19 protein-coding genes are annotated in these 23,635 nt (G+C 44.4%); 11 read left to right on the top strand and 8 right to left on the bottom strand.

Going from position 1 to position 23,635, the window contains the following annotated elements; all coding sequences use genetic code 11:
- Window positions 1–38 precede the first annotated feature (38 nt).
- A complete protein-coding gene (locus RTS10_RS01800; protein ID WP_312538926.1) occupies window positions 39–953 on the bottom strand; it encodes a GPO family capsid scaffolding protein in 915 nt (304 codons plus the stop codon).
- Window positions 954–1,121: 168 nt separating this feature from the next.
- Between RTS10_RS01800 and RTS10_RS01795 the strand changes: the two genes are divergently transcribed.
- Together RTS10_RS01795 and RTS10_RS01790 are read left to right on the top strand one after the other, a co-directional pair.
- Window positions 1,122–2,933, top strand: coding sequence for a terminase large subunit domain-containing protein (locus RTS10_RS01795; RefSeq protein ID WP_312538925.1), 1,812 nt, complete (start codon window positions 1,122–1,124; stop codon window positions 2,931–2,933).
- Between the two features lie 65 nt (window positions 2,934–2,998).
- Window positions 2,999–3,937: a phage portal protein gene (locus tag RTS10_RS01790; protein ID WP_312538924.1), complete on the top strand. Its 939-nt coding sequence runs from the start codon at window positions 2,999–3,001 to the stop codon at window positions 3,935–3,937.
- 909 nt (window positions 3,938–4,846) lie between these two features.
- Here the strand turns inward: RTS10_RS01790 and putP are convergent.
- Both putP and trmB read right to left on the bottom strand, forming a co-directional pair.
- Complete coding sequence (gene putP / locus RTS10_RS01785; protein WP_312538923.1) at window positions 4,847–6,334, bottom strand: sodium/proline symporter PutP; 1,488 nt, start codon at window positions 6,332–6,334, stop codon at window positions 4,847–4,849.
- 209 nt (window positions 6,335–6,543) lie between these two features.
- Complete coding sequence (trmB, locus tag RTS10_RS01780) at window positions 6,544–7,380, bottom strand: tRNA (guanosine(46)-N7)-methyltransferase TrmB (RefSeq protein ID WP_409455574.1); 837 nt, start codon at window positions 7,378–7,380, stop codon at window positions 6,544–6,546.
- Window positions 7,381–7,507: 127 nt separating this feature from the next.
- On the opposite strand from trmB, the gene RTS10_RS01775 reads away from it, so the two are divergent.
- Window positions 7,508–8,455: a pilin gene (locus RTS10_RS01775; RefSeq protein ID WP_050324205.1), complete on the top strand. Its 948-nt coding sequence runs from the start codon at window positions 7,508–7,510 to the stop codon at window positions 8,453–8,455.
- A gap of 128 nt (window positions 8,456–8,583) precedes the next feature.
- On the opposite strand, the gene htpG is transcribed toward RTS10_RS01775, so the two are convergent.
- Together htpG and ispH are read right to left on the bottom strand one after the other, a co-directional pair.
- Window positions 8,584–10,554: a molecular chaperone HtpG gene (htpG, locus tag RTS10_RS01770; protein ID WP_312538919.1), complete on the bottom strand. Its 1,971-nt coding sequence runs from the start codon at window positions 10,552–10,554 to the stop codon at window positions 8,584–8,586.
- A gap of 244 nt (window positions 10,555–10,798) precedes the next feature.
- A complete protein-coding gene (gene ispH / locus RTS10_RS01765; protein ID WP_312538917.1) occupies window positions 10,799–11,767 on the bottom strand; it encodes a 4-hydroxy-3-methylbut-2-enyl diphosphate reductase in 969 nt (322 codons plus the stop codon).
- 196 nt (window positions 11,768–11,963) lie between these two features.
- On the opposite strand from ispH, the gene gmk reads away from it, so the two are divergent.
- A complete protein-coding gene (gene gmk / locus RTS10_RS01760; RefSeq protein ID WP_312538915.1) occupies window positions 11,964–12,581 on the top strand; it encodes a guanylate kinase in 618 nt (205 codons plus the stop codon).
- A 39-nt stretch (window positions 12,582–12,620) separates the two neighbouring features.
- On the opposite strand, the gene RTS10_RS01755 is transcribed toward gmk, so the two are convergent.
- A complete protein-coding gene (locus RTS10_RS01755) occupies window positions 12,621–13,568 on the bottom strand; it encodes a LysR family transcriptional regulator (RefSeq protein WP_312538914.1) in 948 nt (315 codons plus the stop codon).
- A 135-nt stretch (window positions 13,569–13,703) separates the two neighbouring features.
- Between RTS10_RS01755 and RTS10_RS01750 the strand changes: the two genes are divergently transcribed.
- From RTS10_RS01750 to RTS10_RS01730, 5 genes are all read left to right on the top strand, one after another.
- The gene (locus tag RTS10_RS01750) at window positions 13,704–14,942 is read left to right on the top strand and encodes an acyl-CoA dehydrogenase family protein (protein WP_312538913.1); all 1,239 of its coding nucleotides are present in this window, start codon (window positions 13,704–13,706) and stop codon (window positions 14,940–14,942) included.
- Window positions 14,943–15,081: 139 nt separating this feature from the next.
- The gene (locus RTS10_RS01745; RefSeq protein WP_312538912.1) at window positions 15,082–16,149 is read left to right on the top strand and encodes a phosphotransferase family protein; all 1,068 of its coding nucleotides are present in this window, start codon (window positions 15,082–15,084) and stop codon (window positions 16,147–16,149) included.
- An 8-nt stretch (window positions 16,150–16,157) separates the two neighbouring features.
- A complete protein-coding gene (locus RTS10_RS01740) occupies window positions 16,158–16,934 on the top strand; it encodes a histidine phosphatase family protein (RefSeq protein WP_312538911.1) in 777 nt (258 codons plus the stop codon).
- A 92-nt stretch (window positions 16,935–17,026) separates the two neighbouring features.
- The gene (locus tag RTS10_RS01735) at window positions 17,027–17,830 is read left to right on the top strand and encodes an SDR family oxidoreductase (RefSeq protein ID WP_312539014.1); all 804 of its coding nucleotides are present in this window, start codon (window positions 17,027–17,029) and stop codon (window positions 17,828–17,830) included.
- A 445-nt stretch (window positions 17,831–18,275) separates the two neighbouring features.
- Window positions 18,276–19,088 carry an SDR family oxidoreductase gene (locus tag RTS10_RS01730; RefSeq protein WP_312539013.1) on the top strand — a complete coding sequence of 271 codons (813 nt, stop codon included), beginning with the start codon at window positions 18,276–18,278 and terminating at the stop codon, window positions 19,086–19,088.
- A 129-nt stretch (window positions 19,089–19,217) separates the two neighbouring features.
- Here RTS10_RS01730 and msrAB read toward each other — a convergent pair whose 3' ends face one another.
- Window positions 19,218–20,951, bottom strand: coding sequence for a bifunctional peptide-methionine (S)-S-oxide reductase MsrA/peptide-methionine (R)-S-oxide reductase MsrB (msrAB, locus tag RTS10_RS01725; protein WP_203171696.1), 1,734 nt, complete (start codon window positions 20,949–20,951; stop codon window positions 19,218–19,220).
- Between the two features lie 337 nt (window positions 20,952–21,288).
- Here msrAB and RTS10_RS01720 point away from each other — a divergent pair, with 337 nt between their 5' ends.
- The gene (locus RTS10_RS01720; RefSeq protein ID WP_312538910.1) at window positions 21,289–22,596 is read left to right on the top strand and encodes a sensor histidine kinase; all 1,308 of its coding nucleotides are present in this window, start codon (window positions 21,289–21,291) and stop codon (window positions 22,594–22,596) included.
- A gap of 9 nt (window positions 22,597–22,605) precedes the next feature.
- Window positions 22,606–23,166, top strand: coding sequence for a response regulator transcription factor (locus RTS10_RS01715; protein ID WP_312538907.1), 561 nt, complete (start codon window positions 22,606–22,608; stop codon window positions 23,164–23,166).
- Window positions 23,167–23,376: 210 nt separating this feature from the next.
- Here RTS10_RS01715 and RTS10_RS01710 read toward each other — a convergent pair whose 3' ends face one another.
- Complete coding sequence (locus RTS10_RS01710; RefSeq protein ID WP_007116258.1) at window positions 23,377–23,589, bottom strand: cold-shock protein; 213 nt, start codon at window positions 23,587–23,589, stop codon at window positions 23,377–23,379.
- Window positions 23,590–23,635 lie beyond the last annotated feature (46 nt).

The following is a 23,635-nucleotide window of genomic DNA, read 5'->3' as shown; positions in this document are numbered from 1 at the left end:
GGTTTTCCTTGTGTGATTTTAAGGGTGATAAAATTGGGTTAGCAGTCGGCGAGGGCATGACTGACACCTGCAGGGGGTGTGGTCGTCATCGGTACAGGCTCGGTGGACAGCTTGGTTTGTAAGCTGGCAAAACTCTGGTTAAGCTGGTTCACCGTGGCGGTTAATTGGGTGACACTTTCAGCGATTTGGGCAGTGGTCTCGGCATTGGATTCGGCTTTTTCATTTAAGGTATTAAACCCTTGTAATACCATGTCCTGCTCATCTTTAGTCATGCCTGATGATTTGCTGGTAAACATATTTGCCATTTTTTGTAAAAAGCTATCTTCTGCTTTGTGTTGTTGTGGCTCAGCTGGTGGCTGTGGCGTTTGAGTTGGCACGGGCGCTTGTTCGATTGGATCTTGACCTTCGGTAGTAGCGGTGGTTGGTGTTTGGGTTTGGTTGGCTTGGGTAGTCATAAGGATGAGTTCCTGATGTTCAGAAAAAAGGGTGTTATTTGCGGTATTGTTAAATTTAAGCGGTTCTGTGCCACGACTTGCGGGAATGTCGGTCACTGCCAAACCAACTAAGTAAGCTCGGCCTGTTGCGGTAAATTTTGGGTAGAACTCAATGGAAGTAAAAAGTTTTTGGCCTTGTTTGTTGGCTTCGACAAGTTGAGGCAAGGCGGATAAAGTGGCGTATAAGCCCATTAATTGCACGTCTTTACCATCAACTTGATAAGTATCTAACTGTGCATCACAGGCAATCACATCGCCCAATGCAGGAATGGCTGTATTACCTAAAAAATTCCACCCACCCATGTGCTCAACATTGATGCGAGCAGTATATTCAACGGGATCATAGTCTTTTGCCATATCGATAATTTGTTGGCGAGTAATTTCTCTGCCATCAACAGTGACGCCTTCACGGGCGACACGAAAACGTTTAATTGTGCGTTGACCTGCTAAATCTGGCATAGGCATTCCAATAGATTAATCGGCGAAAATGTATCGGCTTATAAATTTGGTTAAGTAGCCCTTAGTTTGTTGGCTGTATAGGTTGTAAGCAATATTTAAAAGACCGCAATCAGCACTTGCGGTCTTTTGCTGTGTGGTGCGGTGGCTGACTGTCTATAAGCTATGCGTATGACTGATACCACCACCAATTCGACTCAAAATCAATCGCTAACTCAAAAACGTGAGCAAGCAAGGCTACTTTACGCCCAAGGCTTAGGCGTAACTCAAATTGCCCATCAGCTCGATGAAAAGCGGGCAACGGTTGCCAGTTGGAAAAAGCGTGATGGTTGGGTACGCGCGGACATTTTTACCGATGTCAATCTAGCCATGAAAGCGCGTTTGTTGTCGTTGATTGGAATGGATAAAAAGGGAAACGGGGAATATAAAGAAATTGACGAGCTGATGCGACAGCTTGAGCGAATCGCCAAAATCCAAAATTATAACGATAGTGGCAACGGGGCAGACCTTAACCCTAAACTGCGTGAGCGTTACAAGTCAGACCGTAAAGAAAAGGTCAAAAACTTATTTACTGAAGAAGAAATTGTGGCGTTGGAGGACGCCTTTAAAATTATGTTGTATCCATTTCAGCAGGAATGGATAGATATTCTTGATGGTAAAAAGGTTAATGGCAAAAAGAAATACGCACCCGCGCGTATTTTTATGATGCTAAAAAGCCGACAGATTGGGGCGACGTATGTCATTGCAATTTGGGCACTCATCAATGCGCTTCGCACCAAAAAAAATAAAATCTTTTTATCAGCATCAAAAGCTCAAGCTTATCAATTTATTGAATATATCAAAAACTTTATCTTTGAAGTACTTGGGAGGCAAATTGGTGGCGACCCGATTGTTATCTCATTCGAGGATAATACCCAAGTTAATTTTTATTACATGGGGACCAATGCATTAACTGCCCAAGGTCGACATGGTGATGTGGTTATTGATGAGTTCTTTTGGATTCGTAAATTCAAAGAATTTCGGGACGTGGCGTCAGGGATGGCATCGCAGAGTCAGTACCAACAGATTTACTTATCAACGCCTAGCTCTGTTATGCATGAGGCGTATAAATTCTGGACGGGTACCGATGGCGTTAATAAGCATGAGATTGATGTTAGCCATGCTACGCTAAAAACACCAACGCTTTGCATGGATGGTAAGTGGCGACTCATGGTTACTGTCCGCGACGCAATGCGGGGCGGTTATGACAAACTTGATATTGATCAGCTGCAACTTGAGTACACACCGGACCGATTTGATAATCTGTTTATGTGCGTGTTTTTGGATGACAGCTCAAGCTATTTCCCGCTATCCATCCTAAGTCCAAATATGATTGACAGCTGGGAGGTGTGGAAAGACTTTAAACCGCTTGGTTCAAATCCTTATAAAAAACCGGTTTGGGTTGGATACGACCCGTCATTTACTGGCGACCATCCAGCTTTGGCCGTTGTCGCACCACCAAGTCGACCGGGTCAACCTTATCGTGTTCTTGAGCGTAAGCACCTTGACCACATGTCACCGCTCATGCAAGCGCAATATATCCAAAAAATCTGTGATCGGTACCAAGTTGAATATCTGGGCATTGATACCACAGGGGCGGGTATTGCAGTCGCCGAACACGTCAAGGCGTTCTATCCTGCCTATACCCCGATTAACTATAGCATTGAAGTCAAAACCCGTATGGCGATGCGTGCCAAAGAATTGTTTGAACGTCGCAAGCTGCATTTCGACGCTGGCTATATTGATATTGTCAAAGCCTTTATTGCCATCAAAAAACAAGTCACCAACGGTGGGGGGCGTATGACATTTGTTTCAAAACGTTCACAAGAAACGGGTCATAGCGATGTTGCTTGGGCAATCATGCACGCTATTGACAATGCGCCGCTTGCTAGTACCGAAAATGTCACCGCCGCCACCAAATCTCGTATATCTGTCCACCGCTAAGGAATCCTATGGAAAACCAAGTATCTAATAAAATTATCATGAGTGGCTTTGGCGAACCCGAACCCGTGCTTGAGGGTCGCCGATTATTTGAGTATGACTATTGCCCCCAAGTCGGCGACTATTACGAATATCCGTATGACATCGCTGCCGTTGCAAGTCTCTACCGTGCCACCAGTCATCATACGTCTGCCCTGGTAACCAAGCGTAACGTACTGACCAGTTTATTTGTGCCAAGCGAAAAACTAAGCCGTCGTGATTTTGAGTCGTTGGTGCAAAATTTTCTGGTCTTTAATAATGGCTATCTGCAGGTACAACGCAGTCGAATGGGGAGTGTACTCAAAGCAACTGCGCGCCTGGCACGTCATACCCGGCGAGGTATTAATGGGAATTACTATCATGTCGATTATTATCACGGCAATCCCATTGAATTTCAGCCTGATGAGATTATCCAGGTTTTCAATCCAGACATTCAGCAGGATATGTATGGTATTCCAGATTATTTAAGTAGTGTTAATGCAATTTTGCTCAATGAAGCGGCTACACTGTTCCGCCGTAAATATTATAAAAACGGCGCTCACGCGGGCTACATCTTATATCTATCCGATGCTTTAACAACTCAGCAAGACGTTGAGAACTTGGAAGACGCAGTACGTGAATCAAAAGGGGCTGGCAACTTTAAGAACCTGTTTATGTATGTGCCCAACGGTAAGCCTGATGGGGTTAAGGTTATTCCACTCGCTGAAGTTGCCGCCAAAGATGAATTTATGAATATTAAAATCGCCAGCCGTGATGACCAGTTGGCAGGGCATCGAGTACCGCCCCAGCTGATGGGTATTGTCCCCAATAACACAGGTGGATTTGGTGATATTAAGAAAGCAGCTGAAGTGTTCTATTGGCACGAAATTTACCCGTTGCAGAACCTACTCATGGACATCAATAATCAAGTCGGCCAAGAGCTCATCACATTTAATGATTACTCACTGACTGCTATAACCGACTCATAAAAAATAAAAAAATATTTTTCTAAAACCGTTCTTGATGAGCGGTTTTTTTGTGTCAGGTGGTCGTCACGGCTCGCGCTCCCTCCCACGCGCATGCTTTATACATAAAAGGCTTATTTTTATGCAGTAAAAAACTAGCGGATGCCAAACAAATCAGCAGTTGTTGCTACTAATCATTGTTGCAGTTTGGTGCAGTTTGCTGCTTGAAATTATAGGAGTTTAAATAACGTAATGATTGATGGGTTGGTTAAAAAAAGGTAATAAGGTGATAAGTACTCAAAAAGTATAACTAAGTAATTGATTTAAATAATAAATTTTTATTACCTTTTAAAGGTGATTTCAGGTGATAAAAAAGGTGATAAAAATAAAAACTTATAAAAATTAATAAGTTGTGAAATAAAATTATCACCTTTTATAAGAGTGATAAATTACCTTAAAATCACTTTTTTATCACCTTTTTATTTTTAGTATTTTTTCATTAATATCATATATTTATATAAATTCTTATAAGATTATCACCTTATCACCTTTTTTTTTGATATGGGTCAAATTTTTGAAAATAGCAGTTTTATACTTAAAAATACTCAAATATTCCTGAAATTGTTTATATTGCGTGGGCTAACTATGGGACTAATTATCTTGGGTAATGTAATGTAAGTTATTGATTTTGATAGCTCATAAATAGAATTTCACTGAAAATAGAGAATTCAAGTCTCTTCATCGCCACCATTTGCAAATAACTTAACGCCCAGGATTTTGAAAAGTCCCGTATTTTGCTAAGCCAAGCATTTTGATGTTTGGCTTTTTTGTTGTTTGTCATTTGGTTGTTTGTCATTTGACAATAAAAAAATGAAAGAGAAAAAAAGGGCGATAGCTGTATCACCCTTTTGTCATTTAAATTGTCATTCAATATTAACGAGCTGCGTTGTAGGCTTTATCGGCATCATCAAAACGTGCCATGACTTTGTCAGACGCGGGCGTTAACAGCGACACCCCATAGATGGCAATCATGCCTAAGATAAAGCCGGGTACGATTTCATAAAGACTACTACCGGTTAATGGTTTCCAAGCGATGACCGTCAACGCGCCTACAAGCATACCCGCCAACGCACCTGTGCCAGTCATACGTCGCCAAAATAATGACATCAACACCACAGGACCAAACGCCGCGCCAAATCCTGCCCATGCATACGAGACCAATCCTAATACTTTGCTGTCTGGGTTTTGGGCGATGACAATGGCAATCGCTGAGACCAAAAGCACCATGAAGCGACCAATCCAAACCAGCTCTTTTTGCGTGGCAGTAGGGCGAATAAAACCTTTATAAAAATCTTCTGTAATCGCGCTTGAGCATACCAATAATTGACAGCTGAGGGTACTCATGACCGCCGCCAAAATAGCAGACAATACTACACCGACAATCCAAGGGTTAAATAACAATTGTGCCAAACCGATGAAGATACGCTCGTTGTTATCTTTTAAAATGGCAGTTTGTTCAGGATGCACCGTCATATAGGCAAGCCCAAAATAACCGACCGCTACCGCGCCTGCTAGGCATAAAATCATCCAAGTCATACCGATACGACGGGCATTATTTAGTGATTTGACCGAATTTGCCGCCATAAAACGCGCCAAAATATGCGGCTGACCGAAATAACCCAAGCCCCACGCAGCCGCACTGATGATACCGACCAATGACGTACCAAACAGCAAGTTACTGTAGTTTTTGTTATTTGCCTGTGCCGCCATACTGACCGCCGCATGGATTTCATCCATACCGCCTAAATTTAAATAAACCATGATGGGCGCGAATACCAGCGCAAAAATCATCAAACTTGCTTGAATAGTATCCGTCCAACTCACCGCCAAAAATCCCCCAATAAAGGTATAGATAATGGTGGCAAATGCCCCTAGCCACATAGCCGTGGTATAGTCAATTTCAAACAAGCTTTCAAATAGCCGCGCACCTGCGACAATGCCTGAGGCGCAATAAATGGTAAAGAAAAATAAAATAATCGCCGCTGAAACAATTTTAATCAATTGATTGTTGGCGCCAAAGCGGTGGTGAAAGTATTCAGGCAAAGTCAGCGCATTGTTATTAAACTCAGTATGCACTCGCAGTCGACCCGCCACTAAAAGCCAGTTAAAATACGCACCAATCACCAAGCCAATCGCAATCCAAGATTCACTCAACCCCGATACATAAATCGCCCCAGGTAACCCCATCAGCAGCCATCCTGACATATCTGACGCACCTGCCGACATTGCGGTCACGAAACTGCCTAGACTACGGCCACCCAAAATATAGTCATCAAAGTTACGCGTGGCAAAATATGCCGCAAACCCGATGCCCAATACCAAAATCAAATACAACGTAAATGTAATATAAACGGGTGTCATCCCATCACTCCTAAGGTCATCCCGATTCAAGGTAATAAAACCACTAAAAATTGATAGCAGTCATAGAGATTTTACGTGGCATCACACGCTAATCGACATCCTGATAGATACCATCTAATAACGAAAAGTCACATTGTAGAAAAATATCAGGCATAAAAAAAGGATAATCGCTTTGATTATCCTGTTTATGGCATAAAATTGTCAACGCGCTAAATTTTGCGATACATAATATCGTAAATAGCGCGACCTTCCTCCATACCGCGTTTTTCAAATTTAGTCAGGGGGCGAAAATCGGGACGTGGCAAAAAGTTACCTATACCTTCGCTGTTTTTGCCTTCGACATTTGCAAACGCGGTTAAACCATCCATGACTTCAATCATCCAGTGGGCATAATGTTCCCAATCGGTAGCAGCATGGAACATGCCGCCTTTTTTAAGCACCCGTTCCACCACCCTCATGCGATCAGCACTGACAAAACGGCGTTTGTAATGGCGCTTTTTTTGCCAAGGGTCGGGAAAATACAACTGCAGCGTGTCAATATGCGCCGCCGGTAATTGCTGCATCAGGGCAATGGCATCGCCACTGATGAGTTTGAGGTTATTTAGACCCAGTTCCCCTGCCAAAAATGCACAGTTACCCAGTCCTGCCTCATGCACTTCAATGCCGACAAAGTTTCGTGTTGGGTCATTTTTTGCCATTTCTACCAAGCTTGTGCCCATACCAAAGCCAATTTCCAGTGTCAAAGGCGCATCAGGGTTTGAAAATAGCTCACGCAAATTGGTTATACCACCGATATCCATTGCTTGTATTGCATCCAAATTGGGCTGGACAAAAAAATGGGCAAAGTCTGACTGTAACCCAGCTTCTGCCTTTTTGCCCACATGGGTTTTGCGCTTCATAAAAGTTTGAATGGCGCGATAGTGCGGGGATGAATCAGGGTTTTCATCATTCGGTTGTGGGCTAGTGGGGAGATTGGGAGAAAGCAATGGTGCATCGGGTTTAGCCGCATCGACTGTCTCAGAAGTTTGGGTATGTTGGGGTGTCATCATTTGCAAAAATCGTAGTTGGTGTGATAAAGGGTGGTTGTGATAAAATTCGGCTATTATAAGTGAAAACCCCAAAAAGTAAAAACCTCAGCAAGTGAAAACAACCAATGGATAATCCCTAATCGCCATGTTATTTCTTGAAAAAACATCACCGCCGCCATTTTGGCAGCCACAGCTAACCGATAAACAGCGTCTGATGTACGACAAAGCCTTTATCGGCAATCGTTCTCAGGCCTATTATCTCAAGCGTTTTGCCCAGTTTGATCAGGCAGGGCGATTGACGGCAAAGTGGCATTGGGCAGGGTTTTTGATGACGTTTCCTTGGCTGTTATACCGTAAGCGATTCTTAGATAGCATTGTCTATTCGGTGGCGGGATGGTCATTTATTCAGCTTAATGTCACCATCATTTTGGTGGCGATAGAGTACTTATTGATACGCAATCTTGATGAAGCAATTCGTATGCCGCTACGTATTGGCATTGGGCTTGCGATTTGGCTGTTTTGGTCGGTGATGGTGGCACGTTGGAGCGATGCTTATTATTATCGGATGGCGCGCCGTGAAATCGCCGATGCGATTGAAATGTATCCGCGGGATGAGGAAAAACAGCTGGCTCATATCCGCAGGCACGGCGGGGTGAGTTTGGTGGGTTTGGCGCTGGCGTTTGGCTTTTATGCGTTTTCTTTGTTTGTGATACAAGTGCAGTTTTTACCGATTTATGCCAAACAAAAAGCCAATGCCACGCTGTTTGAAGTGCTTGATATCGTAGAAAGCGCACAGGGACGAGTCGATGCCATCTACAAAGCCACCGGTCAATGTCCTGTCAATACACCGCTAAGCACAGATAACCAAAAAGTGGTGCTAAAAGTGCTCACGCAAGCAGAAAGCATCCCAACTGACAGTCATTGCATGATTCAAGCAACAGTACGAGGCGTGCCGTTTCCCAATCGCTGGCTTAATGGTCAGACGCTGACCATGTACCGCATTGGTGATAGTAAAGTCGATGGTAGTTGGGGCTGTATCACCTCACTCAATCGCAAGCAAATTCCCAAACAGTGTATGCTTGCCGAGCGCTGATAAAATAGTTGTCCTTACAACCACTAGCCGATGCGATGGCGGTGGTTTTCAAAAAAAACCGAAGCCTAACTAACAGCCTAGGCTTCGGTTTTTGTTTATCAGTTTAATTTTGAAGTCAGCAAAATAACTTACTTCATCAACAACGCATTGACGCGTTTTAGATAAGCGGCTGGGTCGTCTAATTGACCGCCTTCGGCAAGTAATGCTTGGTCAAAAATCACTTGCGCGAGGTCATCGAACTGCTCCGCGCTTTCCAATTTTTGAATGAGCGGATGGTTTGGGTTGACTTCCAAAATTGGTTTGCTCTCTGGCACAGGCTGACCCATTTGTTTGAGCATTTGCATCATCTGTGGCGATAGTTCGCCATCCGCAGTCACTAGCAGAGCAGGGCTATCAACAAGGCGATTTGATACTCGCACATCTTTAGCCCGGCTACCCAACACGCCTTTGAGTTTTTCTACCACAGGCTTGAAGGTTTCTTCTGCTTTTTTGGCTTCTTCTTTTTCCGCTTCATCGGTCAAATCGCCCAAGTCTACCGCGCCTTTGGCGATGTTTTGTAGCGGTGTGCCATCGTACTCAAACATAAAGTTCATTGCCCATTCATCAACCGGGTTGGTCATTAAGATGACTTCAATGCCTTTTTTCTTGAACACTTCAAGTTGCGGACTGGCTTTGGCGGCGGCAAGGTTTTCAGCTGTTAGATAATAAATCGCCTTTTGACCGTCTTTCATACGACCTTTATAGTCGTCAAAGCTGGTGACCACATTGTCATCAGTGGTAGTGGCATAGCGCAATAATTTGGCAATTTTATCCTTATTGCTTTGGTCTTCACCCAAGCCTTCTTTTAAGACGTTGCCAAATTCAGCATAAAACTGTCTATATTTTTCTTGTTTTTCGGCTTCATCGCTATTGGCTAGGCTAGCTAGCACAGTCAATATACGGCGAGCGTTACCATCGCGAATAGATTTGACATCGCGAGACTCTTGCAGGATTTCACGGCTGACATTGAGCGGTAAATCCGCGGTATCAATCACCCCTTTGACAAAACGCAGATACATCGGCAATAACTGCTCGGCATCATCCATGATAAATACACGTTTGACGTACAGTTTTAGACCGTGTTTTTGCTCACGTTGGTACAGGTCAAACGGCGCTTTTTTAGGGATATATAGCAGCTGGGTATATTGTAGACGCCCTTCGACACGGTTGTGCGTCCAAGTTAGCGGTTCATCATAGTCATAGGTAAGATTTTTATAAAATTCTTGATACTCTTCGTCTTCAATTTCTGAAGGTGAGCGCGTCCATAGGGCATTGGCTTGGTTGATGGTTTCCCATTCGTCAGTGGTTATCATTTGACCTTGGGGCATCTCATCTTTGGCAGTTTCGTCCCCTGCTTCTGAATTAGCAGTTTTTTGCGCGTCAGTGAGTTCTTCTTCTTGCCAAACTTCTTTGCGCATTTGGATGGGCAAGCTGATATGGTCAGAATATTTATTGACTAAAGATTTGATTTTTTGGCGGTCAAGGTATTCACTGTGTTCATCGGTGATATGCAAAATCACTGTCGTGCCACGGGTAGGCTTTTCGATGGTTTCGGTGGTGAATTCACCGGTACCGTCTGAAACCCAGCGTACGCCTTGGCTGGCAGGTTCACCTGCTTTACGAGATTCCACCGTGATGGTGTCCGCTACGATAAAACCTGAATAAAAACCCACCCCAAATTGACCAATCAAATTACCGTCTTGTTTTTGTGCATCGGATAATTTTTCTAAGAAAGCTTTGGTGCCGGACTTGGCAATAGTACCCAAATGTTCTACGGCATCGGCTTCATTCATACCGATACCATTGTCAATAAAGCTGATAGTTTTGGCATCTTTATCAATATCAATGCGAATGCGTAATTCACTGTCACCTTCATACAGCGCGTCGTTTTGATTGCCTTCAAAGCGCAACTTGTCACAGGCATCAGACGCATTTGACACTAGCTCACGCACAAAGATATCCGCATTTGAATAAAGCGAGTGGGTGACTAGATGTAATAGCTGCGCGACTTCAGCTTCAAAGCTATGTTTTTTTGGCTCAGGTTTGGTTGAATCTGCCATAATGAGTAACTCCTAAAAGTAAGAATAAAAATAAAAATAATTAACCCAATTTATGATGGTTCGTTGTCATAGTTAGGGTGAGTCTAAAACTATTTCAAGCACAAGCGGCACAATTTTTTAATTTTTAAAAAATGAAAACAATGATGCAAGCAGGGTTTAAATAACCAATAATTAAATGACCAATAAAAAGCCGAGCATACTTATACCCGGCTTTACTTGCCATCTATCCGATACTATATCTCTTTTAAATCTTGGATTCACTAGGATTAGACAGTTGGGGTGAGCGTAACGCTTTGGGCAAGCTAAAGGTCACGTTTTCCAAAATACCTGATAATTCTTCAGGTTTTTCGCCGCCCCAAGACTGTAAGGTATCTAATACTTCTTGAATCAATACTTCAGGCGCCGATGCACCTGCAGTCACACCCACCGTATCCACACCTGCAAACCAGTCTTTTTGCATTTCGCCGGCATTGTCAATTAAATACGCTTTGGCGCCCAAGCGCTCCGCGAGTTCACGCAAGCGGTTGGAGTTAGATGAGTTGGGTGAGCCCACCACTAACACCACTTGACAACGTGCCGCAAGTTCCTTGACCGCATCTTGACGATTTTGGGTGGCATAACAAATGTCATCTTTACGCGGCGCATGGATTTTTGGGAATTTATTTTTTAGCGCATCAATCACTTCTGCGGTGTCATCCATCGATAGGGTGGTTTGGGTGACAAATGCCAAATCAGTATCGGTCGGTAAATCAAGGTTGGCAACATCCACCACATCTTCAATTAAGTGAATACGTCCACCGTATTGTGGATCGAAGCGTCCCATCGTGCCTTCCACTTCTGGGTGACCGGCATGACCAATCAACACCGCATCTACACCTGTTTTGGCAAATTTATTGACTTCGATGTGGACTTTGGTAACCAGTGGGCAAGTGGCATCAAACACCGTCAAATCACGGCGTTCGGCTTCATCTTCCACGGCTTTGGAGACGCCATGCGCTGAAAAAATCACAATCGCCCCATCCGGCACTTCATCCAACTCTTCGACAAATACCGCACCGCGATTGGCAAGGTCTTCCACCACAAACTTGTTGTGTACCACTTCATGGCGCACATAAATAGGCGGTTCAAAGCGCTCAAGGCAGACATTAACGATTTCGATGGCTCTATCGACCCCAGCACAAAAACCACGGGGATTGGCGAGTAAAATTTTCATAACGCAGTTCTTCAGTCATTGATGATTCATGTGGCTAGTTTACCATGAGTTCATACACGCAAAATATGTTAAACGTAAAAAATCAGCGAATCGGTATTGAAGGGCTAAATTACGCAGAAATTGTTAGCAAAAATTGCTAAAATAGCCGATTCAAAAATGGCTACTACTTATTTAATCAAACCCCTAAGGATATGTCATGACCAAAGGCTCATTATTTATCATCACCGCAGCAAGCGGTACTGGCAAAACATCGCTGGTCAAACAGCTGATTGCAACGACCAATGACTTGGCGGTAAGTATCTCGCATTCGACTCGCCAGCCACGTCCTGGTGAGATTGATGGGCAGCATTATCACTTTGTCAGCCGCGAGATATTTGCTGATATGATTAAGCAAGGTGAGTTTTTGGAGCATGCCGAAGTGTTTGAAAACTACTATGGCACCGCCCAGTCCACAGTAGAATTTATGCTGAGCAATGGCTTAGACGTCATCTTAGAAATCGACTGGCAGGGCGCGCTGCAAGTGCAAAAATTACGTCCCGATGCCACGACCATTTTTATCCTACCGCCCGACCGCCAATCGCTGCGCCAGCGGCTTTCCAATCGCGGACAAGACAGTCAAGAAGTGATTGAAAAACGTCTTGCCGGTTCGGTCAATGAAATGTCGCAATACGTGAATTTTGATTATGTGGTGATTAATGACAATTTCGACGTGGCATTAGCGGAGTTAAAATCAATCATCATCGCCAATCGTTTGACACTGGCTAAACAGCAAGAGCGTCACGCTGGCCGTATTGAGCAGCTATTGTCTGAATAAATCATCAATAGCCTATAAATAATTATTAAGCGCAGCGAGCTAATGAAACGCACTAAAAATCTGCTGTCTTAGCCACCCATACAGCGGGTCAACGTGTTGTTGTTGGTGCCAATAGCCGTGTAACTCGATATGAGTCAACTCAATCGGCAAATCCAAAATCTGCCAGCCTTGGGCGGGTGGCAAAAATGTGGTGGCTAACTGGCGCGGCAAGGTGAGCAATAACTTATCTTGTTTTAGCAATTGAAAAGCAGTGGCATAATGTTGGCAACGGATTTTACTCTGCCGCTGCCAACCTGCTTTGGACAATAAACTATCTTCAATCGACAGACCTAGCCGCCGCGATGACACAGTTATATGTTGACTGGCAAAATACTGAGCTTGGGTGATAGTCGGTTCATTCGCCAATTCAGCGGCAAAATTTGGCGCATACAGTACCAACACAAACTCATCTCGCAACAAGGGTTGATGCACAATCTCACTATCCACCACCCGCGCCACATCAATGGCAAAATCCAGCTGTCCAACTTTTAGTTCGTGCGCAAGCGCTGAGCGATTGAGCCGGCTACTGGTGATTTGACAATTGGGCAGGATTTGATGAATTTGGCTGACCAATTTGTTAAACACAATCAATTCAATTTCATCGTGCATGGCAATCGTCAATGTGGCAAAGCTCTGCTGCGCCAGCTCGCCAAGTTTGCTGTCGCTCAATAAATGGTTAGTTTGAAATATTTGTTCGAGATTTTCAAAGCTTTGTTTGACGGTGGGATAAAGCCGTTTGGCATATAGCGTGGGGTGCAGCTCACCTTTTTCCCGATAAAAAAGTTCGTCCCCGAGCGCCTGACGAAGACGACCTAACGCATGGCTAATGGCAGATTGGCTCAAATGCAAAGCTTCTGCGGTATGGGTAAGGTTTTTAAGCTCAAAAATATAAATAAATAGCCTAAGCAAATTTAAATCAAGCTGCTTTAACGGGTTTTTATGCAACATTTGGATACCACTAGACATACCTCAGTTGTATGAATTTTATTCATGGTATTATACTAATTAAAATCATTTTATTCATGATAATAAATCCGTTAAGCTGATTCAATGATTGTTTTAGTCAAAAAAGGACAATGCCTAATGGAATTCCAACTTAGCGATAAAGCAAAAGATTACATCGCCCGTACTAAAGCATTTATTCAAACCGAAATCGAACCGATTGAAGCAGAATTTTGGCAAGCGGGGCATAAGCTTAATCCCACAGGCGATTGGACGACTTGGCAATGGCCTGCCAAACTTGAAGAATTAAAAACCAAAGCCCGTGCGCAAAATTTATGGAATATGTTTTTGCCAGATGAGCAGCTGGGTCAAGGATTAAGCGTGCAAGAATATGCCCATATTGCTGAGTTGTCTGGCAGAAGCCTCATTGCCCCACATGTGTTTAACTGTAATGCGCCAGATAGTGGCAATATGGAATTGATTTGGCGCTACGGTAACGACGCCCAAAAAGCGCAATGGTTAACGCCGTTATTGGCAGGCGAGATTCGCTCCGTGTTTGGCATGACAGAGCCTGCAGTAGCCAGTAGTGATGCCACCAATATGCAAGCCACAGCGATTGTCGAAGGCGATGAAATTGTGCTCAACGGTCGCAAATGGTGGTCATCCGGTTTGGGCGATCCAAACGCTAAACTCATTATTTTTATGGCACATACCCCAGATGAGAGTAAAGATCGCCACCATCAGCACACCATGGTACTGGTGCCTATAGATACCAAAGGCGTCAAGATTGAACGTATGCTCAAAGTGTTTAATGATTATGATGCACCGCATGGACATGGCGAAATGCGTTTTGACAACGTGCGTGTGCCGCTTAGCAATGTCATCGGCGGGGCAGGCGAGGGATTTGCGATTGCCCAAGGGCGCTTAGGACCGGGTCGGATTCACCACTGTATGCGTTGTATTGGTGCTGCAGAAAAATCGCTAGAGCTTGCCATCGATCGGGGGCTAAGCCGTAGCGCATTTGGCAAACCGCTGCTTGATTTAGGGGGCAACCGTGAACGTATCGCTGACGCCCGTGTCAAAATTGACCAAGCGCGTCTGTTAACCCTGTATGCTGCCTATAAAATGGATAAACTCGGTACCAAAGCGGCGTTGACCGAAATCTCAGCGATTAAAGTGGTCGCCCCAACCGTACTACAAGAAGTCGTCGATATGGCGATTCAGCTGCATGGGGGTATGGGTGTGAGCCAAGATACGCTGTTGCCGATGTTCTTTAACCAAGCCCGTAGCCTACGCCTTGCCGATGGACCTGACGAAGTGCATAAAGGCATGATTGCCAAACTGGAAGTGAAAAAACGCCAACAAGCGACGACCAAATAACTAGCAAATAACTAATAGCTAGTTAACAAAAAAGGTAGCTAGCTAACAAAAAAGGCGTAATGTCAGGTTGCGTCATTTTGCTATTTGACCTCGTTAACAATACAAGTTAAAAAACAAGATAAAAAACAAGGATGAAATTATGCTTGATACTGCGAACCCAGTACGCAAAGGCGAAGAGATTGACAGTGACGCGGTCACCGAGTATTTAATGAGCCAAGGCATCGCTTTGCAAGGTCGGCCAGAAGTCACCCAATTTTCAGGGGGCGCATCCAACTGGACATACCGCTTAAAATATGCCAACCGTGATTTGATTTTACGCCGCCCACCCAAAGGTACCAAAGCCAAATCCGCCCATGATATGGTGCGTGAGTACAAAGTGCAAAAAGCACTGCAATCACAATACCCACGCGTCCCCAATATGGTCGCCCTGTGTACCGATGACCGCGTGATTGGTTGTGATTTTTACGTCATGGATCGCATCGAAGGCATTATTCCCCGCGCCAATTTGCCCAAAGCGTTGACGTTAAGCGAACAGCAAGTCAGCGAGCTGTGCCGGCAGGTGGTTGATGCGCTGATTGATTTACACAAGGTCGATTACACCCAAAACCCTGATTTGGTGGCACTTGGCAAAGGCGAAGGCTACTGCGAGCGCCAGGTCATAGGGTGGGATAAGCGCTACGAGCAAGCCCGCACGCCTGATGTGCCTGATTTTGCCGATGTGCGCCAGTGGTTAACAGCCAACACCCCGACTGATGTCAAAACTAGCGTGATTCATAATGACTGGCGTTTTGACAACGTGATTTTAGACCCAAGCAATCCAACCAACATCATTGGCGTGCTCGACTGGGAAATGGCAACGATAGGCGATCCCTTGATGGATTTGGGCTGTGCGTTAGCTTACTGGATTCAAGCCGATGACAATGCGGTGATGAAAGCTACGCGCCGTCAGCCGACCAATCTGCCAGGCATGATGACCCGTGCCGAAGTGGTCGAATATTACCTGCAAAAAACAGGGCTGAAAGTGGACAACTGGCGCTTTTACGAAGTGTTTGGGGTATTTCGTTTGGCAGCGATTGCGCAGCAGATTTATTACCGCTATTATCATGGGCAGACGGATAATCCGGCGTTCAAAGATTTTGGCGTGATTGTCAACGCCTTGCACGACCGCTGTATCGAACTTATCGAAAAAAATAACAATAAATCATAGGGATTCTCATGAAACTCATCAGCCTTGTCCGTCATGGGCAAGCGTCATTTGGCGCAGACAATTATGACCAACTGTCCCCAAAAGGTGTCGCTCAAACCCAATGGCTTGGTGATAGTTTTCGCCAGTCAGGTCGGCAAGTGCACGCGCTGATGTCAGGCAGCATGGCGCGCCAAAAGGACAGTCTCAAGCATTTTTTAAGCCATTATTATGTGACCCGTGAAGGCATTGAACTGACCGAAATCACCCACCATGTGCAAAACGCTTTAAAAAATCAGGCAAATCCCAGTTTGACCATGCCGCTATTGTTGGGTGAAGATAGCAGTTTTAATGAGTTTAATCATGAGCAAATTCTTTATAAAGCGGGGTTGCCATTTGCGGATAAGGCCAGTTTTATGGCGTATTTGTCCAGTCAAACACACCCTGAAATTAGCTTTACTGAGATTTTTACCCAAGCCATGAGCCGTTGGCAAAGCGGTCAGTACGACAGTGATTATGATGAAAGTTGGCAACACTTTTTGCAGCGCACCTGGAACGGTTTTGAGCGTTTGATTGCGCAAACTGGCGAGCATGAACATGCGATGGTATTTACCTCAGGTGGCGTGATTGCCAGTATCATGCAGCAAGTGATGAAACTATCAGATGTCCAAGCTTTTGATTTGAACTGGCATATCGCCAACGCCAGTGTTCACCAATTTCGCGTGAGTGACCAAGGTGTTTTTTTACAGACCTTTAATGAGTTTAGCTATTTGTACCAACAAGGTGAGCAGATGGTGACTTGGCGCTAAGGTTTAGTTTAACGTTTGAAAAAATTTAATAAATAATTAAGGAAGAAACAATGCAAACACTACCGGAATTACTGCAGCAAGTTCAAACCACAATGACACCCCCGAACACTGACTTATCGCCTTTTATCGATAACCAAGTGGGCAAGGGTAAAACCATTTTGATTACTGGTGCAAGCTCAGGGCTGGGGGCAGGCATGGCGACCCATTTTGCTCGCATGGGCTATAATCTGGCAATTTGTGCGCGCCGTACCGAACGCCTGGAACAACTCAAAGCCAACTTATTAGCGGATAATCCGACGATTACAGTCAGTGTCAAGGCACTCGATGTGACTGATTATGCGCAGGTTTTTAAAGTGTTTCATGAATTTGCCCAAGAGTTTGGCAAGCTTGATCGTATCATCATCAATGCAGGGGTCGGTGAGGGTCGCCGTATTGGCAAGGGTAATTTTGAGATTAATCGCAAAACTGCCGAAATTAACTTTATTTCAGGTCTTGCCCAGTGTGAAGCGGCAATGGAAATTTTCCGTGCCCAAAATAGTGGTCATTTGGTGGTTATCTCAAGTATGTCGGCTTTCCGTGGTCTGCCAAAACACATGTCAGTTTACGCGGCAAGTAAATCAGCGATTGCCCAGCTTGCTGAAGGGATTCGCGCCGATATGCTGCTCTCTGAGTTACCGATTAAAGTGTCAACGATATATCCAGGGTATATACGCACTGAGATCAACGAAGGTGCTAAACCGTTACCCTTTGAAGTGAGTGAAGAAATCGGCACCAAAGCATTGGCAATCGCGATTGAAGGCGAGCCTGATGAAGCGTGTGTCCCTGAACAACCGTGGACACTGATGAGTGACTGGATGAAAAACGCCCCACTGACATGGGTCAATGGTTTGGCATAACCCAAAAATTTCTAAAACAACCCAAATGAGACTTTGCGCTGATTTGGGTTTTTTATTGTCTTCACATTGGGTGTCTTGATATAGGGCGTCCTAATATAGAGTATCTTAATATAGCATTGCCAACCTGTATATTTGCCTTTGGTGACAGATTTGACATCACCGAGTAGAAGTCTGTTATAAAAAATAGCGAGTATGAAGGGCTAACAAGTATGAAGGGCTAAATCGTATCAGTCATCATTAACCCTATTGCCATCCTTGTTTATGTTGTGTATTTAACGCCTATAGCGATATTTGCAGTAGGCTAGACAAGGGTCGTAGTGATAAAATCATCCCCTCTTTTATGATTTTTTATTTATTGTTACGAAAACTCAGTGGTACAGGCAACCAAACGATGAAAAAACTTGAAAACGCGCTACAAAAAATTGATAAATACGGTCAGTTTGTGATGAAAAAACTGGTCAATCGCCGCTCATTAGCAGAGCTACAAGGTATCGGTCAAGGCAAAACCGTATTGATTACCGGTGCCAGTTCAGGGATTGGCGCGATGATGGCACGCCGATTTGCTTATCTAGGCTATGATTTGGCAATTTGCGCCAGACGAGAAGAGCGATTAAATGCATTAAAGCAAGACATTGAAAGCAAGTACCCTGTCAAAGTCGCTGTCAAAACTTTGGATGTGACCGACTATAATCAGATTTTTACGGTATTTGATAGCTTTGTGAGTGACTGCAAAACCCGAGGGAAAACGATTGATAAAATTATCGTCAATGCAGGGGTGGGCGATAGCCGCGTCATTGGTCATGGACGCTTTGAGACCAATCGCCATACCGCTGAAGTCAATTTTATCGCAGCGATTGCCCAGTGTGAGGCGGCGATGAAGATTTTTCGCCAGCAAAACAGCGGTCAGTTGGTGGTCATCTCAAGTATGTCAGCGGTGCGCGGTTTACCCCGTCATCTTACCACCTATGCCGCTGCCAAAGCGGGACTGGCAAATCTAGCCGAAGGCATTCGCGCTGATATGATGCAGGAAAAACGTCCGATAACTGTCACCACGATTTACCCTGGGTATATCCGTACCGAGCTCAATATCGGTGCCAAATATTTGCCGTTTGAAAGTACAGAAGAAGAGGGCGTCGAGGCGATTGTCGAAGCGATTGAAGCCAAAGTGAATGAAGCCTTTGTCCCAGCATGGCCTTGGCTGCCGATTGGAATTGGTATGAAAATATTACCGCTCAGGGTGATGACCAAATTTTTATAAGCGCATTTTTAAAAAATTTTAAAGTCTCGGCATAATCAAAAACGCCTTATTAAAAACGCATTGGCAGCTGATGGCTTGTCAAAGCGTTTTTGATATCGTTACCAGTCAACGTGCTACCTAATTGACTGGCTATTTTACCAATGGCATAAGTGCGCCATAGCCTGCCGCTTGCATGTCTGCCAAAGCGATAAATTGTAGCGCATCGCCATTGATGCAGTAGCGTAATCCGCCTTTATCCTTGGGGCCATCATCAAACACATGCCCTAAATGTGAGTTGGCGACCCGCGAGCGCACTTCCGTTCGTGTCATGTTAAAACTGCTATCGGTTGAGGTGGTAATGACGTTTGCGCTAATGGGTTTGGTAAAACTCGGCCAGCCACACCCCGAATCATATTTATCGGTGGATAAAAACAACGGCTCGCCACTGACGATATCCACATATAAACCTTTAGCAAATAAATGGTCGTATTGATGACTAAAGGCGCGCTCAGTAGCTGCGTTTTGGGTGACATCATACTGCGCTTGGGTCAACCGACTTTTTACATTTTTATCGTAGTTTTGATAGCGGGTAGGATTGAGCGCCTCGGTGACCGTCGTGGCAGGCGCTAAGGCTTTGATAACGGGGATTTTTTGATTGGCAAGGCTAATATCAATATGGCAGTAGCCATTGGGATTTTTGCTTAGATAATCTTGGTGATAATTTTCTGCGTCATAAAAATTCGCCAAGGGTTTATTTTCTACCACAATTTTTTGCGGATATTTTTTTGCCAAATCGGCAAGGGTTTTATCAATGATTGGCTTATCATTGGCATCGGTATAATAAATGCCGGTACGATATTGCGCCCCGCGATCATTGCCTTGTTTGTTGAGACTGGTCGGGTCAATCACTCGCACGTAGTATGCCAAGAGGGTCGCAAGATTGGTTTTATCGATATCATAGATAACTTTGACGGTTTCTGCGTGCCCTGAGCCTGCTATCACCTGCTCATAGCTCGGGTTCGCGCTATTGCCATTGGCATAACCTGATATCGCATCGACCACGCCATCCACGCGCTCCATATAGGCCTCTAGCCCCCAAAAACAGCCACCCGCCAGATAGATAGTATGCGTGCGAATCGGGGTTTTACCATCTGCTTGATAATACACACCGTTATGGTTAATCGGAGCTAAGGCTTTGATGCTAGCGGCTTGTTTGCTAGCTTGGTTATTAGCCTGCTCATGAGCTTGGGCAGTCTGGCTATACGGAGTTTTTGCTTGATTCAGGGCTTTGAGTTCTGCAAAGTCGTTGCTAGCATTGTCTGACAAGGCTTGTATTTGTGTTGGGGTAAGATTGCCTTTGACCAGTTTTAATAAATTGCCTTGTTTATCCAAAATCGCAAAACTGGGATAGACTTGCACGCCAAATTGTTTAATCAGCTTGCCATTGTTATCCATAAGCACCGCTAGGTTAGCATAGTCTTTGGCAAGCACTGTGTACCAAGTTTGAAAATCTTGGGAGGATTTTTCACTCAAATGACCTGGACTGACCACGCTGATGACATTCATATCGGGATACTGCTTTGCCCATGCGTCGCTTTCTTGGAGCGTTGCCAAACACAGCGGGCACCAGCTTGCCCAAAATTTCACCACAGTTGGCTTGTTGGGGTCAATCACATGACGACCCATTTTGCCTAATTTTGGGTTGATTTGGCTCAAACCTTGTAAGGTTGCTAACGTATCAGTCGGCAATACATCCGATTTGCTAGCAGCACGCGCAGAGCCAGTGTTTTCTTTGGCATTCATTTTTTGACAACCCAGCAACAGCAGGCTGCTGATTAATAGGGTAATAGTTAAATTCTTAGCACTTTGAGGAAAATTGACCATGGTACATTTCTCATCTATTTGTAAAGCGTCAAAGATAGCTGTAAGTTGGCACTCCAATAAATTTTTGATTAAAAACATAAAGTGAGCCTTTATCTGATTGTAACTGAATCAGCAAATAAGCACACTTTAAAGTTTTAAAAATTAACATTAAAAAAATTATGCCATCATCCATAGGGTTTAAAGAGAAAACTTTTGGTGCATTTGTGGTTATCCTAGTATTGACTAGCCATTGATTTACTTTTGACACGTTAATTCGCTCAAAGTTCGCTCAAAGTTCGCTCAAAGTGCGGCTGCTTCATGCTAAAATCTTGTTTTATGGTTCGTCAAAAGTTTGCCCATGCATCAAGCCATCAACAACGTTGCAAAAGCCCCCATGATTGCTCGCTATACGTGGTTAGCTATTATGGTCGCCGCTATGATTTGTGCCGACCAATGGGGCGTTGCCAAACAGCAAATCAATCATCTACTCACGATTACCATTATGTATGGGGTCAGCGTTGAGCTGACTAAACGCTTAATGGTTATTCGACAATTCAACCCACAACAATATTGGGTCACATTGGCGGGATTTATCGGGGATTTACTGGCGTGGTCAGCCTTTATTTATTATTCGGGTGGCGCCGCTAATCCGTTGATTACCTTATTTTTGACGGTGATTGCAGTGGCGTCTATGGTGATGCGCACCGTGCACATCATCGGCTTGTCGATGCTGTCAGTTGGGCTGTATACGCTGTTATGGTATTGTTATGTGCCGCTGACCCTGAGCCACCATGATCATGCGGTGGGTCAAAAACTCCATTTACTGGGTATGTTTGGGGTGTTTATTTTTGCGGCAATCATGTTAACCGCCTTAACGGTTTATTTTAAACAAGCGATGAGCCGTAGTTATCAGGCGCTTGAGCAAGCGCAGCAAGCCATTCACCAACAACGTCGGTTGCTTGCTATCAGTAGTCTTGCTGCCAATATCGCCCATGAGATGAGCACGCCGATTGCGTCGATGCAATTACTGAGCGATGACATTGCCCAGCAATTAGATGAAGACGATGAGTTATTGGATGACATTAAACTGTTACAATCACAAATCGACGTCTGCCGACAATCGCTGCACAAGCTCAAATCACATATCCAATCCAATGCGCTGCCGCCAGCGCAATCAGAGCCATTGGCATGGGTAACGTCATCAAATTTACAAACGCTACTGCCCAAAATCATCAATGATTGGCAATTTATCAACCCTCATGTTGAAGTAGCACTCAATGTACCACCACAACCGATCGCTGTGCCCTTGAGTGAAGAACAGCTGTATTCTATTATGATGAATATGCTCAATAATGCCATGCAGGCACAAGCCACAAAGCTTGCTATTAGCCTACAGCTTGCTCAAAACGTAATGATTATTATTGAAGACAACGGACAGGGTATCGACAGTAGCATGGTACAGCGTATCCAACACCAAACCGCCATCGAATCTGATCATGGCTTAGGACTTGGCTTGACGATTGCCAAAACGGTTATAGAATATGTTGGCGGACACCTTGAGCTGACCAATAAGCAAAATTCACCCGTGAAAAAAAGGTTAGATGATTCAGGTACGTGCGTAAAGATAACTTTACCAGTAATCGATGCGCTCGCCAGTTTATTGTAGGAGAATAGGTTGCAACATTCACCCCTGTTAACAGAGACATGGCTTATCATTGATGATGATGAGGTGTTTTGCCGTATTTTAAAAAAGTCATTGGAAAAACAGGGCAATCAGGTATTGACTGCCAGCAATGCCGATAGCGCGCTACAACTGGCGAAGAAGCAGTCACCCAAGTTTATTATATTGGATCTCAACATCGGTGATGACAACGGCATTCATCTGATTGAGCCATTACTCGCTATTACGCCCACCGCCAAAATTTTAATGCTTACTGGCTATGCCAGCATTGCTACCGCCGTCAGTGCAGTCAAAATGGGCGCGTACCATTATTTGCCTAAGCCGTGTAGTCTGGACGAAATTTATAAAGTATTGGATATTGTAGCAGCCCCTACAAAGTCAATCGGTAATGCCACAGATGAACGTTTGTCACTTGAACATCACGAATGGGAATACATCCACCAAGTATTAGATGAATGCCAAGGCAATATCAGTGAAGCCGCGAGGGTACTAAAAATGCACCGGCGCACACTACAGCGCAAACTACAAAAAAAACGTAAAGTGGATGCGCAATAACCTTTTTTAACCGCACACAGCAGCCCACAAATTATCGGCCGAGGCAGCCAAAAAGTTGGGTGAGCAAAAGACACAAAAAAAGCGCTTATAATAAATAAGCGCTTTTTTGATAGCTATTTTCTGATATCTAGGCAAATGGCTAATCAATCAATGCAGCGTTATTCACGCCACGCGTTATCAAACCATTTACGATAGTAGGCTTAGCTAACCTTAGATAGCAACGATATTGCTAGCTTGATCGCCTTTTTGACCTTGGGTCACAACGAAAGATACGCGTTGACCTTCGCTCAATGTTTTGAAACCTGAGCTTGCGATTTGGCTATAATGTGCGAAAACGTCTTTGCCGCCATTGTCTTGTTCGATAAAGCCAAAGCCTTTTGATTCGTTAAACCATTTTACGGTGCCGTTTACAGTATTTGACATAGGATTGTCCTTGATTAGATAGATTTTAAAAGTGGTCATCTGACCC

It is taken from the genome of Moraxella sp. CTOTU47616, assembly GCF_032017465.1.
Classification (GTDB): Bacteria; Pseudomonadota; Gammaproteobacteria; order Pseudomonadales; family Moraxellaceae; genus Faucicola; species Faucicola tetraodonis.
Note: the sequence above shows the minus strand (reverse complement) of the source record. Positions and strands in the feature narration are given on the sequence as shown.